We start from the raw sequence: 15,257 nt of genomic DNA on the forward strand, positions 1-15,257 counted from the left end.
CCACCCCGGACCGGCGTCCCGGGACGCTCAAGGTGGCGCCTCCGGCTGCCGACGGCTCCAGGGACAGCGGACCCGCGCCCGGGAGCCGCCCGGACCGGGGAGAACCATGGCCCACGACGAGACCGCGGAACCCGCCGGCACTCCCGCGCGCGGTGCCCAGACCGTCGCACCCGTGCAGGCGTCCGCGCTGCGCTTCGCCGCGTCGATCCTCGGTGAGGCGAGCTACACGCCGCAGGCCGAGCTGAAGGGCACCCTGTCCGCGCCCTCGCGCGTCAGCGAGCCGGTCGCGGAGCCGGTCGTCCAGCCGGTCGCGGCGCCGCCCGCTCCCGCCGAGCCCGCTCCCGCCGAGCCCGCCCCCGCCGAGCCCGCCCCCGCCGAGCCGGTCGCGGACCGGGCCGCGGAGCCCGTCCCCGCCGAGCGCGGGGGCTGGTTCGGGCGCCTGATCGCCAAGCTGCTCGGGCGCGGCTGAGGGCTCAGGCGCCCGCGAGGGCGAACGCGTCGTGCAGCGCCCGGCGCGCCCGGGGCACCCGTGCGCCGGTCACCGCGTGCCGCGGCGGGCGCGGTGGCCGGCGCACGGTGCTGAACGCGCCGTGCAGCAGCACCCGGTCCCGCTCCACCGCGGGGGAGCGCCGGTGCATCCCGCAGGGGTCGGCGAACACGACCGTGCCCGCGGGGCCGCCGGTCGCCTCGAACGCCCGGGGCACCGCACCCTCGCCGCGCTGCCTGCGGTGGGTGCCGCGCACGTAGTGCAGCGGCCCGTCGCCGTCCTCGTCCGCCGTCAGGGAGATCCACACCTCCAGCACGGGCCGCCGGCCGCGCGGGGCCCGCTCCCAGCGCCGCGGCGGTACCGGGCTGCCGGTGGCCACCTCGAGCCAGCCGGTCGGCTCCACGGACCGCACCGCACGGCCGCAGTACGCCTCGGCCACGCCGCCCAGGACCGGGTGCAGGAGCAGCAGGCGGCACGAGGTGGCGGGTGCGTCGTCGCCCAGGAGCGGCACGCGGTCCGCGTCCGGCGGGCGGGCCCAGGGGTCGCCGCCGGCCTGCAGCAGGCGTCGCTGCGCGCAGACGTCCCGCGCCCGTCGCTCCACGAGCGCGTGTGCGCAGTCGACCACCTCGTCCAGCACGCCGCTGTCACCGGTGAGCGCGGCCACGCTGGTGGTGGCGATGCCGTCCCGGCGCAGCTCGGCCACGACGCGACCGGCCTCCGGCAGGACGACGGTCCGCTCCCGGGACCACCGGCCCGTGCCGCGCCCGGCTCTGCCGCCGATGTGCGCCGACGTCTTCACACTCGACCTCCTCGCGGTGATCACCCGACACTATCGTGTCATTGCGTAAAACACTGGTGACTCACTGCAGTCGAAGGGGTCGTGTCCCACCAGCCCCCTTCCGGGGGGCGAGAGCGTCGCGCCCTCCCCGGAGCCCACGGGAGGGGCTCAGGGGAGGGGCTCAGGGGAGGGCGAGGAGCACCTCCGCCAGGGCGTCCACGCCCGGGGCGACGAGGTCCGGGGCCGGCGAGGCCGACGGGTACGGCCGCCCGTCGCGGTCCAGCCACGCCGTCGGGAACCCAGCGCGCGCCGCGCCGTCCAGGTCCCACGGGTGCACGGCCGTGAACAGCGACCCCGCCGCCACCAGGCCGCACGTCCGCAGCGCGTGCGCGTACGCGTCCGGGTGGGGTTTCCAGGGCCCGGCGTCCTCCACCGACAGGACGTGCGCGAAGTCCCCGCGCAGTCCGGCGCGCTCCAGAAGGCCCTCGCACTGCACGGCGGAACCGTTCGTGAACGCGACCAGGGCCAGCCCCGCACCGCTCAGGCGCCGGACCCCCGGCGGCACGTCGGGGTGCACGGTGAACTCGGAGAACGCCCCCAGGGCGAACTCGACCGCCTCGTCGAGGTCGCGGTCCAGGTGCTCGCGGACGCCCGCGGCGCCCAGGTCGGCGCGCAGGACGTCCTCGGCCACGCGCCGGAACGGCACGGGCGCGCCGGCGAACGTGCGGGCGAAACCGTCCCGCAGCACGGAGGGCAGGAAACGCGAGTGGACGGCCTCGGCGGGGGCGCCGAGACCGTCCAGCCTGCGCCGCAACGCCGTCGTGTCCGACAACGTCTCGTTGACGTCGAACACGACGGCGTGCGGCCGGGTGCTCAGGGGCACCGCTCGACCTCTCAGCGGCGCACCGAGCGGCGGCTGCTGCCGGCGAGGATCGAGACGCCGATGGCCGCGAGGACCACCTGGATGGCCAGGGTGATCCAGCTGAAGCCGTCGTCCGTCAGGTTCAGCGCTGCGCCGATGGCCAGGCCGATGAGGGCCGCGACGATGCCGACCAGGATCGTCATGATGATCCCGATCTTCTGCTTGCCGGGCAGCACCAGGCGTGCCAGGGCCCCGATGACGAGGCCGACGATGATGGCGGAGAGGAACGAAATGCCCACGGTCCGTGCCTTTCTCGAGTGTTGTCCCGGAATCGGTTCGCCGAGAAGCTAACCCCGCCGGGAGCTTCCCGCCTCCCGAGATCGTCGAAACCCGGCTCGCCCCGGGAAAGCGTCGCGCGCAGGGCTTTCCCGGGCGTGCTCCCCGCACCCCCCGCCGCCGGTCCCTAGGGTGGTCACGCCGGCACGAACCCACCGCGAGAGCAGGAGCGCACCATGCCCGACACCCCGGCCGTCCACGTCGGCCCCGGAGAGCGGAAGGACCTCGAGGAGGCCGTGCGGCGCGCCGGTGGCCGCGTCACCGCGCTCGACGACGCCGACGCCGTCGTCTGGGCCGCAGGCCCCGGCGAGCTGCCGGACCTGCCGGACTCGGTGCGGTGGGTGCAGCTGCCCTCCGCGGGCATCGAGAGCTGGTTCTCCGCCGGGAGGGTGGACCGCGACCGCACGTGGACGTCCGCCGCCGGCGCGTACTCCGAGGCCGTCGCCGAGCACGCCGTCGCGCTCCTGCTCGCCGGCGTGCGGGGGCTGGCCTTCTCCGCCCGCGCGCGCACCTGGGACGCCGAGGCGTCCGCCGCCCCGCAGACGACGCTGCGCGGCTCCACCGTCGCGATCATCGGTGCCGGCGGCATCGGCCGGGCGATGATCCCGGCTCTCACCGCCCTGGGCGCCACCGTCCTCGCGGTGACGCGCCGCGGCCGCGACGTGCCCGGCGCGGCCGAGACCCTGCCCGCCGACCGCGTGGAGGAGGTGTGGGGGCGCGCCGACCACGTGGTCCTCGCCGCCCCCGCCACCAGCGGCACGAAGGCCCTCGTCGGCGCCGAGCAGCTCGCCGCGCTCGGCCCGCGGGGCTGGCTGGTCAACATCGCCCGCGGCAGCCTCGTCGACACCGGCGCCCTCGCCGACGCCCTCTCCCGCGGCGCGATCGCCGGCGCCGCCCTCGACGTCACCGACCCCGAGCCGCTGCCCGACGACCACCCGCTGTGGAGCGAGCCGCGGGCCCTGATCACCCCGCACGTCGCGAACCCGCCGCAGCTGCAGACCGGCGGCCTGGCCGCCCGGGTGGGGGAGAACGTGCGCCGCTTCGCCGCGGGGGAGGAGCTCGTCGGCGTCGTGGACGTCGACGCCGGCTACTGACCCCGGCTGCTGACCCCGGCTGCTGACCCCGGCTGCTGACCCCGGCCGCTGACCCCGCCCCCTCGATCGCCGAGGGGGCGGGGAGCAGGGCGGCGGGGTGGCGGGGGACGGGCGGTCGCGCCACGGTGGGGGCGTGCAGACGTTCCTCCCCTACGCCGACTTCGCCCGGTCCGCGGCCGTCCTCGACGCACCGCGGCTGGGCAAGCAGCGGGTGGAGACCCTGCAGGTCCTGCGGGCGCTGGAACTGCCCGACTACGGCTGGGTGAACCACCCCGCGGTGCGCATGTGGCGCGGCTGCACCCCCGCCCTCGTCGCCTACGGCCTGGCCTGCGTCGACGAGTGGACCCGCACCGGCCGCGCCGACTCCACCCGCCGCCTCATCGCCGAGTTCGCCCCCGAGGTCGTCGGCCGCACCCAGGACGAGCTCGCCGCCGACGGGCTCATGCCGTACTGGCTGGGCGACGAGGCCCTGCACCTCAGCCACCGCTCCGCCCTGCTGCGCAAGGACCCCGCCACCTACCGGCCGCTGTTCGGCGACGGCGAACCCGACGACCTGCCGTACGTGTGGCCCGACCCGCCCTCCCTCGAACCCCGCGCCCGCGCCGGCGGCCGGCTCGTGTGGGTGGTGCGCCCCTCGTCCCCCGAGGCGCTCGCGGAGTTCCTCACCGACGGCGTCGTCGGCCTGGGCACCGAGTCCGGCGTCGACGTCGACGTCCGCCTGGCCGAGGAGGGCACCACGCTGCGCCAGCTGCTCAAGCAGGTCGCCCCCGGCAAGCGGCCCGGCAAGGACCTGCGCGTGCTCGACACGTTCGTCCACGAGCTCGCCCCCGGCGACGAGGTCGCGCTGCCCGTCGAGCGCGAGGAGGCGCTGCTGCTGGGGGAGGTCCTCGGCGGGTACGAGTTCGACGGGCGCAAGGGCGTCACCGCACGGCACCGCCGCCGGGTGCGCTGGGGAGGGCGCGTCACGCGCTCCGACGTCCAGCCGCCGGCGATGCTGCAGGACCCCCGCAGGCTGTTCTGCGTGGACGTCTCCGCGTGAGCCGGCCCGTGCGCGGGTAGGGGACCCGCATGGCCGACACCGCTCTGCTCGACGTCGACGGCACCCTCGTCGACACCAACTACCAGCACGCCCTCGCCTGGTTCCGCGCGTTCCGCCGCCACGACCTCACCGTCCCGATCTGGCGCATCCACCGCGCCATCGGCATGGGCGGTGACCAGCTCGTGGCCTCGGTCGCCGGCGACGGGTTCGAGCGGTCCCACGGCGACGACGCCCGCGAGGCGTGGGTGGAGGAGTTCGACCGCCTCCTGCCCGAGGTCCAGCCCTTCGACGGCGCGCGCGACCTGATCGCCGAGCTCGGCCGGCGGGGGTGGAAGGTCGTGCTCGCCTCCTCCGGCAAGGGCAAGCACGTCGACGCGTTCCTCGACCTGCTCGACGCCCGCGAGCTGTGCGAGGCCTGGACCTCCTCGGACGACGCGGAGGCCACCAAGCCCGCCCCGGACCTGTTCCAGGTGGCGCTGCAGCGCGTGGAGGGTTCCTCCGGCGTCGTGCTGGGCGACTCCACGTGGGACGTCGAGGCCGCCGCGAAGGCCGGTCTGCCGGCCGTGGCCGTGCGCACCGGCGGGTACTCCGTGGAGGAGCTGCGCGACGCCGGCGCGGAGGCGGTGCACGACTCGCTGCGCGGGCTGGTCGAGGCCCTGGACTCCACCCCGTTCGCCGCGCCCACCCCCTCCTGACCCGACCCGCCCCACCCCGCCCCCCGACCGCCGGGTGGGGCGGGGTGGGGCGGGGTCAGGAGCGGACGGCGCGGGCGCGGCGGGGCACGAGCGGGGTGGTGGGGAGCGGGGTCGCGGGGGTCGCGGCGGCGCGGACCGCGGCGGCCACGTCCAGCACCCCCGTGCCGTACCCCGCCGGCCACGACGGGCGCGGTGCGGCGGTGGTGCGCAGCAGCTCCTCCACCCGCGCCGGCGTCGCCGCCGGGTCCACCGAGCGCACCAGGGCGGCGGCCGCCGCCACCTGCGGCGCGGAGAACGACGTGCCCGTCACGGCGTGGTACCCGTAGCCCTGGCTGGCCGGGCCGCCCGCGGGGATCCCCTCGCCCGGTGCGCTGACGTCCACGGCCGGGTTGTGCTGCGCCCACGCGGCGGCGCCGCCGTCGCGGGCCGAGGCCGACACCGAGACGACGCCCGGGTAGGAGGCCGGGTACTCCACCGGGTTCCCCCGGTCGCCGGTGTTCCCCGCGGCCGCCACGACGACCACCCCCTTGCCCAGCGCGTAGTCCACCGCGTCCGCGGTCACCGCGCTGTAGCGCGGCCCGCCCAGGGAGAGGTTCACGACGTCGGCGCCGTGGTCGGCGGCCCACACGATCCCCTGCGCGACAGCGCTGCCGGGGCAGCCGTCCGGTGCGCACACGCGCACCGGCAGGACCTCGACGTCCGGCGCGACGCCCGCGGCACCCTCCCCGTTGCCGTGCGCGCCGGCGACCACGGTGGCGACCTGCGTGCCGTGGGTGCCGATGTCGGTGCCCTCCGCGAAGTTCGCGCCCGGCAGCACGCGTCCCGCCAGGTCCGGGGTGGCGGGGTCGACGCCGCTGTCGAGGACGGCGACGGTGACTCCGCGACCGGTCGTGGTCGGCCAGGCCGAGAAGGCGCCGACCTCGGACAGGTGGGTGGCGTGGCGCAGGAGCGGGTCCGTCGCGAGCAGCCCGCGCACCTGCAGGCGCTCGGCGGCGACCGGCGCCAGGTGGTACGTCGTGCGGGGTTCGGCCGAGGACACCGACTCCAGCGCGGTGAGGCGCTCGGCGAGGCGCTCGGCGGCCGCCGCGTCGGGGGCGGTGACGGTCTCCACGACGAGGCGGTCGCCGACGTGCCGCACCAGGTCGACGGGGACGCTCCCGCCGGCCGGGAGCGCGGTGGCGGGAGCGCAGGGCAGCGCGGCCAGCGCGCAGCCGAGGGCGACCGCGGTGGCGCGCCGCGCGGGGCGGGCCGCGGTGCGGTGGTGCTTCGGCACGGGGGGCTCCCTGGTCGGCGGGGACGTCCGGAGGGGCATCGGCACGTGAGGGGTCGGGCTGGAGGGGTCCTTGCCGCCCGGCGCCGGGACGGGTACGGTCCTCCTCGATACGCATCGACGGCGAGCGTGGAGGAGGCGACGTGGCTCGGGTCCCGACCAGCAAGGACGTGGCGCGCATCGCCGGCGTCTCGCAGAGCACCGTCTCCTACGTGATGAGCGGCAAGCGCCCCATCTCGGAGAGGACCCGCCGGCTCGTCGAGGACGCGATGGCGCAGTTGACGTACCAGCCGCACGCGGGGGCGCGGGCGCTGGCCAGCCAGCGCACCCACGTCGTCGCGGCCGTGGTGCCGTTCCGCAGCCCCCTGAGCGCGCACGGGCTGATGGCGTTCGTCGAGGAGATCGCCCTGGCCGCCCGCGCCCACGACCACGACCTGCTCATCGTCACGGCCGACGAGGGACCCGGTGCCCTGCAGCGGGTCGCGGGTGGTGCGCTGTGCGACGCGGTCGTCGTCATGGAGGTCCGCGCGCAGGACGAGCGGGCCGCGGTGGCGCGGGCGATGGCGCGGCCGACCCTGTTCATCGGGGTGCCGGACGACGCGGCGGACCTGCACTGCATCGACTTCGACTTCGAGACCGCCGCACGCCTGCTGGTGGCGGAGCTGGCCGGCGCCGGTGCGCGCGAGGTGGCGGTGCTGGGCTGGAGCCCCGAGGTCGAGGAGCGCGGCATCAACTACGTGCCGCGGTTCCGGGCCGCCGCCGCGGCGGCGGCCGCCGAGCACGGGGTCGCGCTGCGCTGGTGCGCGGTCCCGGCCGGGCAGGAGGCCGCCGAACGGTGCCTGGCGGACCTGCTGGCCGGGCCCGGTGCACCGCCGGGGCTGCTGACGACGACGGGCACGCAGGAGGTCGTCAACGCCCTGGTGCGCCGGGGGCTGGTGCCGGGGCGCGACGTCGACCTCGTCGCGCTGGCCACCGACGCGGAGGCCGAGGCGCAGTCCGTGCCGCTGACGGCGGTGTCCACGCAGCCGCGGGACGTGTCGCGGCAGGCCATGGAGTGGCTGTTCGCGCTGCTCGAGGACCCGTCGGCCCCCGGCGAGGTGCGCCGGGTGCCGGCGCAGCTCACCCGCCGGCGCTCCGTGCGCAGCGCCGGCTGACCCACCGCGGTTCCAGCAGGGGCCGCAGCACGACGTTCATCGATACGCATCGACGACCGATCGCCGACAGCCCGCACAGCCGCGGGCAGGACGAGGAGAACGACATGGCTCGACGAGGAACCGTGCGCGCAGGCGTCGCCGCCCTGGCGCTGCTGCCCCTGGCGCTGGGCGCCTGCGGCGGCGGCAGCGGGGGTGGCACCACCTCCGGCGACCCGAACACCCTGCGCGTGCTGGACTACCACAACGACGACCCCAACAAGACGGTGTGGCAGGGCCTCCTGGAGGACTGCGGCACCGAGGTGGGGGTGACGGTCGAGCGCGAGTCCGTGCCGGGGGAGACCCTCATCTCCAAGGTGCTGCAGCAGAGCTCCTCGCGCACGCTGCCCGACGTCCTCATGCTCGACAACCCCGACCTGCAGCAGATCGCCGCCACCGGCGCGCTCGCCCCGCTGGGCGACTACGGCGTCACCACCGAGGGGTACGCCGAGGGCGTCGTCGACGCCTCCACCTACGAGGGCGAGCTGTACGGCCTGCAGCCGGTCACCAACACGATCGCCCTGTTCTACAACGAGGCGATCTTCGAGGAGGCCGGGCTGCAGCCGCCCACCACCTGGGACGAGCTGCGGACCACCGCGCAGGCGCTCACGCAGGGCGACCAGTACGGCGTCGCGTTCTCCGCCATGAACAGCTTCGAGGGGACCTGGCAGTTCCTGCCGTTCATGTGGTCCAACGGCGGCGACGAACGGGACATCGCGACCTCCGAGACGGAGGAGGCGCTGCAGCTGTGGGTGGACCTGGTCTCCTCCGGGGCCGCTTCGAAGTCGGTCGTCACCTGGGGCCAGGCCGACGTGGCCGACCAGTTCAAGGCGGGCAACGCCGCCATGATGGTCAACGGCCCGTGGAACTTCGGCTCGCTGGCCGAGAACCCCGACCTGGAGTACGGCATCGTGCCGATCCCCGCGCCCACCGCCGGCACCCCGGTGGTCTCCCCGTTCGGCGGGGAGACGTGGACGGTCCCGCGGACGGGCGACGAGGAGAAGCAGGCCAAGGCCGCGGAGTTCGTGCAGTGCCTGAACTCCGACGAGAACATGGTCGCGGCGGCCGTCGGGACGAACACCGTGCCGACCAAGCCGGAGCTGACCGACGAGGCCGTGGCCCAGGTGCCGGCGCTGGCCTCCTTCGCCGAGCAGGTCCCCGACCTGCGCTCGCGCACCGGGCAGCTGGGCGAGGAGTGGCCCGACGCCGCCACGAAGATCTACACCGCGGTCCAGAACGCCCTCGTGGGCGGGATGACCCCGGCGGACGCCCTGCGGCAGGCCCAGGATGGCTGAGGTCCACGCCGCGGAGCGGGCACCCGGCCGCACGAGGGCCCCGGGGGGCCCGGCCCCCGCGCCCCGGCGCGGCGGGCGGAACGTGCGCACCCGGCTCGTCGAGGTCGCCTTCCTGGCCCCCGCGGTCGCCTACCTGCTGCTGTTCTTCGGGTACCCCGTCGTCAAGAACGTCGTCATGGGGTTCCAGGCCTACACGACCTCCACCTTCTACACCGGTGAGGCGCCGTGGGTGGGCCTGGACAACTACACCGCGGTGCTGTCCTCGGCCGTCTTCGACCGGGCGCTGCTGAACACCGTCCTGTTCACGGTGGGCTCCATCGTGGGGCAGTTCGTCCTGGGGCTGGCCATCGCGGTCTTCTTCCGCCGCCGCTTCCCGCTGTCCGGGTTCCTGCGCTCGCTGATGCTGCTGCCGTGGCTGATCCCCATGATCGCCGCCACCGCCGTGTGGCGCTGGATCCTGGACACCGACAACGGGGTGCTGAACCGGCTGCTGACCCTCCTGCCCTTCGTCGAGGCGCGCCCCGACTGGCTGACCAGCACCACGCTCGCGCTCGTCGCGGTCATCGGCGTCAACATCTGGCTGGGGATCCCCTTCAACATGACGATCCTGTACGGCGGTCTGCAGGAGATCCCCGACGAGCTGTACGAGGCGGGGGCCCTCGACGGGGCCACGGGGTGGCGAGCGTTCCGCCACATCACCTGGCCGATGCTGCGGCCCGTCGTCACCGTGGTCCTGGTGCTCGGGGTCGTCTACACCCTGAAGGTCCTGGACGTGATCCTGGGGCTCACCAACGGCGGCCCCGCGAACTCCACCCAGACCATCGCGACGCTGTCGTACGCCGTGTCGTTCCGCCAGTTCGACTTCGGGCAGGGTGCCGCCCTCGGCAACATCCTCGTCCTGCTCTCGCTGGCCTTCGCCGTCGTGTACCTGCGGATGAACCGCCGCGCCGTGGACGAGTGAGGAGAACCGTGAGCACCACGACGAAACCCGCGGCGAGCACCGCGCCCGGGGGCCGGCGCGCCCGGGCCCGGCAGCCGCGCCGCCTCGGTCACACCGTCATCGGGGTGGCCATCATCGCCTTCATGCTGTTCCCGCTGTACTGGATGCTCAACGTCTCCCTGCAGCCGGCCGGGGGAGCGGTGGCCACCCCGTGGCTGCCGTTCGACCTCACCCTCGACGGCTACGCGACCGCGATCCGCGAGCAGGGCGGCAACCTCGTCACCAGCCTGCTGGTCGGCCTGGGCAGCGTGGTGTTCAGCCTGCTCATCGCCACGCCCGCCGCCTACGCGATGGCCCAGTTCGAGCTGCGCTGGGCGACGCCCGTGCTGTTCGGCATCCTCATCACCCAGATGGTCCCCGGCATCGTCGTCGCGAACGCCCTGTACAGCGCGTACAGCGACCTGGGCATGCTCAACACCATCGGCGGGCTGATCCTGGCCGACTCCGCGGCGGGTGTGCCGTTCTCCATCCTCGTCATGCGCGCCTTCATGGGCGGGATCCCGCGCTCCATCGTGGAGGCCGCCTACGTCGACGGTGCCGGGCACGTTCGGGCCTTCGTGTCCGTGGTGCTGCCCATGGCGCGCAACGCCCTCATCACCGCCGGCCTGTTCACGTTCCTGTTCGCGTGGGGCGACTTCCTGTTCGCCCTCACGCTCACCACCACCGAGGACGTCCGTCCGATCACGCTGAGCCTGTACACGTACGTCGGCAGCTTCGTGAACGACTGGTCCCCGATCATGGCGACGGCTGTGCTGTCGTCGCTGCCCGCCATCGCCCTGCTGCTCGTGGCCCAGCGCTACGTGGCGACCGGGGTGACCGGCGGAGCCGTCAAGTCCTGAGGGACGAAACCGAACCACGACAGTCCCGAGGAGGACCCGTGACCGACCCGATCCGCGTGACCGTCTGGGGCGAGAACCGCCACGAGCAGCTCGAACCCGAGGTCGCGAAGCGCTACCCCGACGGCATGCACGGCGCCGTCGCACAGGGCATCGAGGCCAACCTGGGCGAGAGCGCCGTGGTCCGCACCGCCACCCTGGACGAACCCGAGCACGGCCTGACCGAGGAGGTCCTGCGCGGCACCGACGTCCTCACCTGGTGGGGGCACGCCGCCCACGGCGAGGTGTCCGACGAGGTCGCCGAACGGGTGCAGCGCCACGTCCTGGAGGGCATGGGCCTGATCGTCCTGCACTCCGGGCACTGGTCGAAGGTGTTCACCCGGCTCATGGGCACCACGTGCACGCTGCGCTGGCGCGCCGAGCACGACCGCGAGCTGGTGTGGACGGTCGACCCCACGCACCCCATCGCGCAGGGCGTCCCCCACCCCATGATCATCGACGAGGACGAGATGTACGGGGAGTTCTTCGACATCCCCGCGCCCGACGAGCTCGTGTTCATCTCCTCCTTCTCCGGTGGAGAGGTGTTCCGCTCCGGCTGCACCTTCAAGCGCGGGCACGGCAAGATCTTCTACTTCCGTCCCGGTGACCAGGAGTACCCCACCTACTTCCACGAGGGCGTCCGCAAGGTGATCTCCAACGCGGTCGAGTGGGCCGTCACCCGGCGCCCGGAGCGGGCGCTGCCCACGCTGCTGCGCTACGAGACCGAGGACTTCTACAACGGCCACGGCTACCGGGGGGCGCTGCGCGCGGACGCCGGGGAGGCGTCCGAGTGAGCAGCGGGGCGGGCGAGGTGCTGCGCGTCGTCCTCGTCGGCGCCGGCGGCATGGGGCGGGCGTGGTTGCGCACGATCCTCGCCGACCCCGACGTGGAGCTGGCCGGCGTGGTCGACCTCGACCGGGACGTGGCGGCCGCGGCCGTCGCCGAGGCCGGGGTGCCCGGCGTGCCGCTGGGCCGCGACGCCGTCGACCTGGCCCGGGCCACCGGGGCGGACGCCGTCGTCAACGTCACGGTGCCGCGGGCCCACCACCCGGTGACCACGGCGGCGCTGTTCGCCGGGCTGCCGGTGCTGGGGGAGAAGCCCGTCGCCGAGGACGTCGCGCAGGCGCTGTCGCTGGCGGCCGCCGCGCAGGTGACCGGCCGGCTGTTCGTGGTCAGCCAGTCGCGCCGCTACAACGCCCACCTGTTCGCGTTCAAGGAGCAGGCGCGGGTGCTGGGGCAGCCGGGCGTGCTGACGACCGAGTTCTTCAAGGCGCCGCACTTCGGCGGCTTCCGGGAGGAGATGGACCACCCGCTGCTGCTGGACATGGCCATCCACCCCTTCGACACCGCCCGCTTCCTGCTGGACGCCGAGCCGGTGTCGGTCTACTGCGAGGAGTTCAACCCGCCGGGCAGCTGGTACGCCGGGGACGCCGCGGCCAGCGCCGTCTTCGAGATGACCGGTGGTGTGCGCTACGCCTACACCGGCAGCTGGTGCGCGCCGGGCCTGGAGACGTCGTGGAACGGCTCGTGGCGGCTGTCCGCCTCGGGCGGCTCGGCCCTGTGGGACGGCGAGGGGCCGCCCGTCCTGGAGGCCGCCGACGGGGTCGTGGCCGCCGCCGGCGAGGACCCGGGCCGGGAGATCGCCGGTTCGCTGCGGGCGTTCGCGCGCGCCCTGCGCACGGGGGAGGTCCCGATGGGGGAGGTCCACGAGAACGTCATGAGCCTGGTCATGGTGGAGGCCGCGGTGACCTCGGCCACCACGGGCGCGCGGGTGCGCGTGGACGACGTGCTGGAGCGGGCGCACGAGCGCGCCCTGGCGCAGGAGCGCCGCGAGGACGTGCGGGCGGTGCTGGGGTCGTGGACGTCGGTGCGCGACGCCCTGGCGGCGCGCGTGCCCGCCGGCTCCGCCCGGCCCGCCGCCTGACCCGCCCGCCCCCTCGCCCCCTCCCCCCGCCTCGTGGTGGTCGAGGGAGTGGCGACGTCCTCGACCACCGCGAGGTGGGGGGTAGGGGGGCGGGGTGTTCCGGGAGCTGAACCGGATCAGTACGATCGCCGCGACGACGAGGAGGTCCCAGGTGTCCGAGCCCACACCGAACGAACTGCCCGAGCTGGGGGTGGCCGTCGTCGGCCACTCCTTCATGGGCGCCGTCCACTCCCACGCCTGGCGCAGCGTCGACCACGTCGGTGAGCCGCGCTTCCGCACCCGCCGGGTGGCCCTGGCCGGGCGCGACGCCGGCCGCGCCGCCGCGGCGGCCCGGCAGTTCGGCTGGGAGGAGGGCGTGGACGACTGGCGCCCGCTGCTGGAGCGCGACGACATCCAGGTCGTCGACGTCCTCACCCCGGGCGACAGCCACGCCGAGATCGCCATCGCGGCCCTGGAGGCCGGCAAGCACGTCATCTGCGAGAAGCCCCTGGCCAAGACCGTGGAGGAGGCCGAGCGGATGACCGCGGCCGCCGAGGCGGCCTCCGCGCGCGGCGTGCGCAGCATGGTGGCCTTCAACTACCGCAAGGTGCCCGCCATCGGCCTGGCGCAGCAGCTGGTCGCGCAGGGCCGTCTCGGCGAGGTGCGCCAGGTGCGCGCCCTGTACCTGCAGGACTGGATCGTCGACCCGGAGTTCCCGCTGACGTGGCGGCTGCAGAAGGACCGCTCCGGCGCCGGTGCGCTGGGCGACATCGGCTCGCACATCGTCGACGCCGCGCAGTTCATCACCGGCCAACGGCTGGTGGGCGTCAACGGCACGCTGGAGACGTTCGTCAAGACCCGCCCGCTGGAGGCGGCCCGCACCGGCCGGAACACCGGCCTGGGCGCCGAGGCCTCCGCCGAGCGCGGCGAGGTCACCGTGGACGACGCGGCGGTGTTCTTCGGCCGCGGCGACGGCGGCGCGCTGATGACCTTCGAGGCCACCCGCATGGCGCTGGGCCGCAAGAACGGCATGCGCATCGAGGTCAACGGCTCGCGCGGGTCGCTCGCGTTCGACTTCGAGTCGATGAACGAGCTGTGGTTCTTCGACGGCGACCTGCCCGACGCCGAGAACGGCTTCCGCCGGATCCTGGCGACCGAGCCGGAGCACCCCGGCGTGTCGAACTGGTGGCCGGCCGGGCACGGCCTGGGCTACGACCACCCGTTCGTGCACGAGCTGCAGGAGTTCCTCGGCGCGATCGCCGACGGCCGCGACCCGTCGCCGTCCTTCGCCGACGGCCTGCAGGTGCAGAAGGTGCTGGAAGCGGTGCAGCGCAGCGCCGAGAACTCGTCCGCCTACACCGAGATCTGAGGAGAGCGACGATGCCTCGTCCCGTGACCCTGTTCACCGGCCAGTGGGCCGACCTGCCGTTCGAGGAGGTGTGCCGGCTCGCCTCCGAGTGGGGCTTCGACGGGCTGGAGATCGCCACCTGGGGCGACCACCTGGACTCCGCCCGCGGTGCCCGCGACGACGACTACATCGCCGAGAAGAAGGCCACGCTGGAGAAGCACGGCCTGAAGGTGTGGACGATCTCGTGCCACCTGACCGGCCAGGCGGTGTGCGACCTCATCGACGAGCGGCACCGGGACATCGTGTCCGAGCAGGTGTGGGGCGACGGCGACCCCGAGGGCGTGCGGCAGCGCGCCGCGGAGTACGTCAAGGACACCGCGCGCACCGCCGCCAAGCTGGGCGTGAAGACCGTCACCGGCTTCACCGGCTCCTCGATCTGGCACACGGTGGCGATGTTCCCGCCCACCCCGGAGTCGATGGTGGAACGCGGCTACCAGGACTTCGCCGACCGCTGGAACCCCATCCTCGACGTCTTCGACGAGGTGGGCGTGAAGTTCGCCCACGAGGTGCACCCGTCCGAGATCGCGTACGACTACTGGACGACGAAGCGGGCGCTGGAGGCCATCGGCCACCGCGAGGCGTTCGGGCTGAACTTCGACCCCAGCCACTTCGTGTGGCAGGACCTGGACACGGTCGGGTTCCTGCGCGACTTCGCCGACCGGATCTACCACGTGCACTGCAAGGACTCCAAGAAGCAGCTCGACGGCCGCGCGGGCCGTCTGGGCTCCCACCTGCCGTGGGCGGACTCCCGTCGCGGCTGGGACTTCGTCTCCGTCGGGCACGGCGACGTGCCGTGGGAGGCGATCTTCCGCCAGCTGAACCAGATCGGCTACGAGGGCCCCACCAGCGTGGAGTGGGAGGACGCCGGGGTGGACCGCCTCCGCGGCGCCCCGGACGCGCTGGCGTTCGTGCGCCGGATCGGTGAGCTGATCCAGCCGCCGTCCGCGGCGTTCGACGCGGCCTTCAGCTCCAAGGGCTGAGGGGGCCGGCCCGCTCAAGGTGGGCCGCCTCCCGGCCGATGCCGG

At 74.6% G+C, this 15,257-nt stretch carries 16 protein-coding genes; 12 read left to right on the forward strand and 4 right to left on the reverse strand.

The annotated features are described in order from the left end of the window. Nucleotides 1-106 precede the first annotated feature (106 nt). The gene (locus ACRYR8_RS06305) at nucleotides 107-469 is read left to right on the forward strand and encodes a hypothetical protein (RefSeq protein WP_432483273.1); all 363 of its coding nucleotides are present in this window, start codon (nucleotides 107-109) and stop codon (nucleotides 467-469) included. 4 nt (nucleotides 470-473) lie between these two features. On the opposite strand, the gene ACRYR8_RS06310 is transcribed toward ACRYR8_RS06305, so the two are convergent. From ACRYR8_RS06310 to ACRYR8_RS06320, 3 genes are all read right to left on the reverse strand, one after another. After that, nucleotides 474-1,286 carry a phytanoyl-CoA dioxygenase family protein gene (locus tag ACRYR8_RS06310; RefSeq protein ID WP_432483275.1) on the reverse strand — a complete coding sequence of 271 codons (813 nt, stop codon included), beginning with the start codon at nucleotides 1,284-1,286 and terminating at the stop codon, nucleotides 474-476. Nucleotides 1,287-1,446: 160 nt separating this feature from the next. After that, nucleotides 1,447-2,148 carry a haloacid dehalogenase type II gene (locus ACRYR8_RS06315; RefSeq protein WP_432483277.1) on the reverse strand — a complete coding sequence of 234 codons (702 nt, stop codon included), beginning with the start codon at nucleotides 2,146-2,148 and terminating at the stop codon, nucleotides 1,447-1,449. Nucleotides 2,149-2,159: 11 nt separating this feature from the next. Further along, nucleotides 2,160-2,426, reverse strand: a complete 267-nt coding sequence (locus ACRYR8_RS06320) for a GlsB/YeaQ/YmgE family stress response membrane protein (RefSeq protein ID WP_432483279.1) — start codon at nucleotides 2,424-2,426, stop codon at nucleotides 2,160-2,162. Nucleotides 2,427-2,639: 213 nt separating this feature from the next. On the opposite strand from ACRYR8_RS06320, the gene ACRYR8_RS06325 reads away from it, so the two are divergent. The 3 genes from ACRYR8_RS06325 (at nucleotide 2,640) to ACRYR8_RS06335 (ending at nucleotide 5,291) form a co-directional block, all read left to right on the forward strand. After that, a complete protein-coding gene (locus ACRYR8_RS06325) occupies nucleotides 2,640-3,557 on the forward strand; it encodes a D-isomer specific 2-hydroxyacid dehydrogenase family protein (protein ID WP_432483281.1) in 918 nt (305 codons plus the stop codon). Nucleotides 3,558-3,690: 133 nt separating this feature from the next. Next, on the forward strand, nucleotides 3,691-4,596 hold the full coding sequence (locus tag ACRYR8_RS06330) for an MSMEG_6728 family protein (protein ID WP_432483283.1): 906 nt from the start codon (nucleotides 3,691-3,693) through the stop codon (nucleotides 4,594-4,596). A 29-nt stretch (nucleotides 4,597-4,625) separates the two neighbouring features. After that, entirely contained in the window at nucleotides 4,626-5,291 is a 666-nt protein-coding gene (locus ACRYR8_RS06335; protein WP_432483285.1) for an HAD family hydrolase, read from the forward strand. Nucleotides 5,292-5,346: 55 nt separating this feature from the next. Here ACRYR8_RS06335 and ACRYR8_RS06340 read toward each other — a convergent pair whose 3' ends face one another. Then, entirely contained in the window at nucleotides 5,347-6,564 is a 1,218-nt protein-coding gene (locus ACRYR8_RS06340) for a S8 family serine peptidase (RefSeq protein ID WP_432483287.1), read from the reverse strand. A 140-nt stretch (nucleotides 6,565-6,704) separates the two neighbouring features. Here ACRYR8_RS06340 and ACRYR8_RS06345 point away from each other — a divergent pair, with 140 nt between their 5' ends. The 8 genes from ACRYR8_RS06345 to ACRYR8_RS06380 all read left to right on the forward strand — a co-directional run bounded on the left by ACRYR8_RS06345 (nucleotide 6,705) and on the right by ACRYR8_RS06380 (nucleotide 15,212). Then, on the forward strand, nucleotides 6,705-7,715 hold the full coding sequence (locus tag ACRYR8_RS06345) for a LacI family DNA-binding transcriptional regulator (RefSeq protein WP_432483289.1): 1,011 nt from the start codon (nucleotides 6,705-6,707) through the stop codon (nucleotides 7,713-7,715). A 104-nt stretch (nucleotides 7,716-7,819) separates the two neighbouring features. After that, nucleotides 7,820-9,046: a sugar ABC transporter substrate-binding protein gene (locus ACRYR8_RS06350; RefSeq protein ID WP_432483291.1), complete on the forward strand. Its 1,227-nt coding sequence runs from the start codon at nucleotides 7,820-7,822 to the stop codon at nucleotides 9,044-9,046. Continuing rightward, nucleotides 9,039-10,007 (forward strand): carbohydrate ABC transporter permease, encoded by a 969-nt coding sequence (locus ACRYR8_RS06355; RefSeq protein ID WP_432483293.1) that lies wholly within the window; start codon nucleotides 9,039-9,041, stop codon nucleotides 10,005-10,007. Before ACRYR8_RS06350 ends, ACRYR8_RS06355 begins: the two co-directional genes overlap by 8 nt. 8 nt (nucleotides 10,008-10,015) lie before the next feature. Next, nucleotides 10,016-10,885 carry a carbohydrate ABC transporter permease gene (locus tag ACRYR8_RS06360; protein WP_432483295.1) on the forward strand — a complete coding sequence of 290 codons (870 nt, stop codon included), beginning with the start codon at nucleotides 10,016-10,018 and terminating at the stop codon, nucleotides 10,883-10,885. 38 nt (nucleotides 10,886-10,923) lie between these two features. Continuing rightward, nucleotides 10,924-11,715 carry a ThuA domain-containing protein gene (locus ACRYR8_RS06365; protein ID WP_432483297.1) on the forward strand — a complete coding sequence of 264 codons (792 nt, stop codon included), beginning with the start codon at nucleotides 10,924-10,926 and terminating at the stop codon, nucleotides 11,713-11,715. Then, nucleotides 11,712-12,845 carry a Gfo/Idh/MocA family protein gene (locus tag ACRYR8_RS06370; protein ID WP_432483299.1) on the forward strand — a complete coding sequence of 378 codons (1,134 nt, stop codon included), beginning with the start codon at nucleotides 11,712-11,714 and terminating at the stop codon, nucleotides 12,843-12,845. Before ACRYR8_RS06365 ends, ACRYR8_RS06370 begins: the two co-directional genes overlap by 4 nt. A 151-nt stretch (nucleotides 12,846-12,996) precedes the next feature. After that, the gene (locus ACRYR8_RS06375) at nucleotides 12,997-14,193 is read left to right on the forward strand and encodes a Gfo/Idh/MocA family protein (protein ID WP_432483301.1); all 1,197 of its coding nucleotides are present in this window, start codon (nucleotides 12,997-12,999) and stop codon (nucleotides 14,191-14,193) included. 11 nt (nucleotides 14,194-14,204) lie between these two features. Then, nucleotides 14,205-15,212: a sugar phosphate isomerase/epimerase family protein gene (locus ACRYR8_RS06380; protein WP_432483303.1), complete on the forward strand. Its 1,008-nt coding sequence runs from the start codon at nucleotides 14,205-14,207 to the stop codon at nucleotides 15,210-15,212. The last annotated feature ends 45 nt before the right edge of the window (nucleotides 15,213-15,257 follow it).

Origin of the sequence: Kineococcus esterisolvens, from assembly GCF_050871405.1 — a bacterium.
Classification (GTDB): domain Bacteria; phylum Actinomycetota; class Actinomycetes; order Actinomycetales; family Kineococcaceae; genus Kineococcus.

Excerpts from the sequence above, each read along its gene's own strand:
- ACRYR8_RS06305 (WP_432483273.1), top strand. The coding sequence starts at position 107 with ATGGCCCACGACGAGACCGCGGAACCCGCCGGCACTCCCGCGCGCGGT.
- ACRYR8_RS06350 (WP_432483291.1), top strand. The coding sequence starts at position 7,820 with ATGGCTCGACGAGGAACCGTGCGCGCAGGCGTCGCCGCCCTGGCGCTG.
- ACRYR8_RS06355 (WP_432483293.1), top strand. The coding sequence starts at position 9,039 with ATGGCTGAGGTCCACGCCGCGGAGCGGGCACCCGGCCGCACGAGGGCC.
- ACRYR8_RS06335 (WP_432483285.1), top strand. The coding sequence starts at position 4,626 with ATGGCCGACACCGCTCTGCTCGACGTCGACGGCACCCTCGTCGACACC.
- ACRYR8_RS06380 (WP_432483303.1), top strand. The coding sequence starts at position 14,205 with ATGCCTCGTCCCGTGACCCTGTTCACCGGCCAGTGGGCCGACCTGCCG.
- ACRYR8_RS06325 (WP_432483281.1), top strand. The coding sequence starts at position 2,640 with ATGCCCGACACCCCGGCCGTCCACGTCGGCCCCGGAGAGCGGAAGGAC.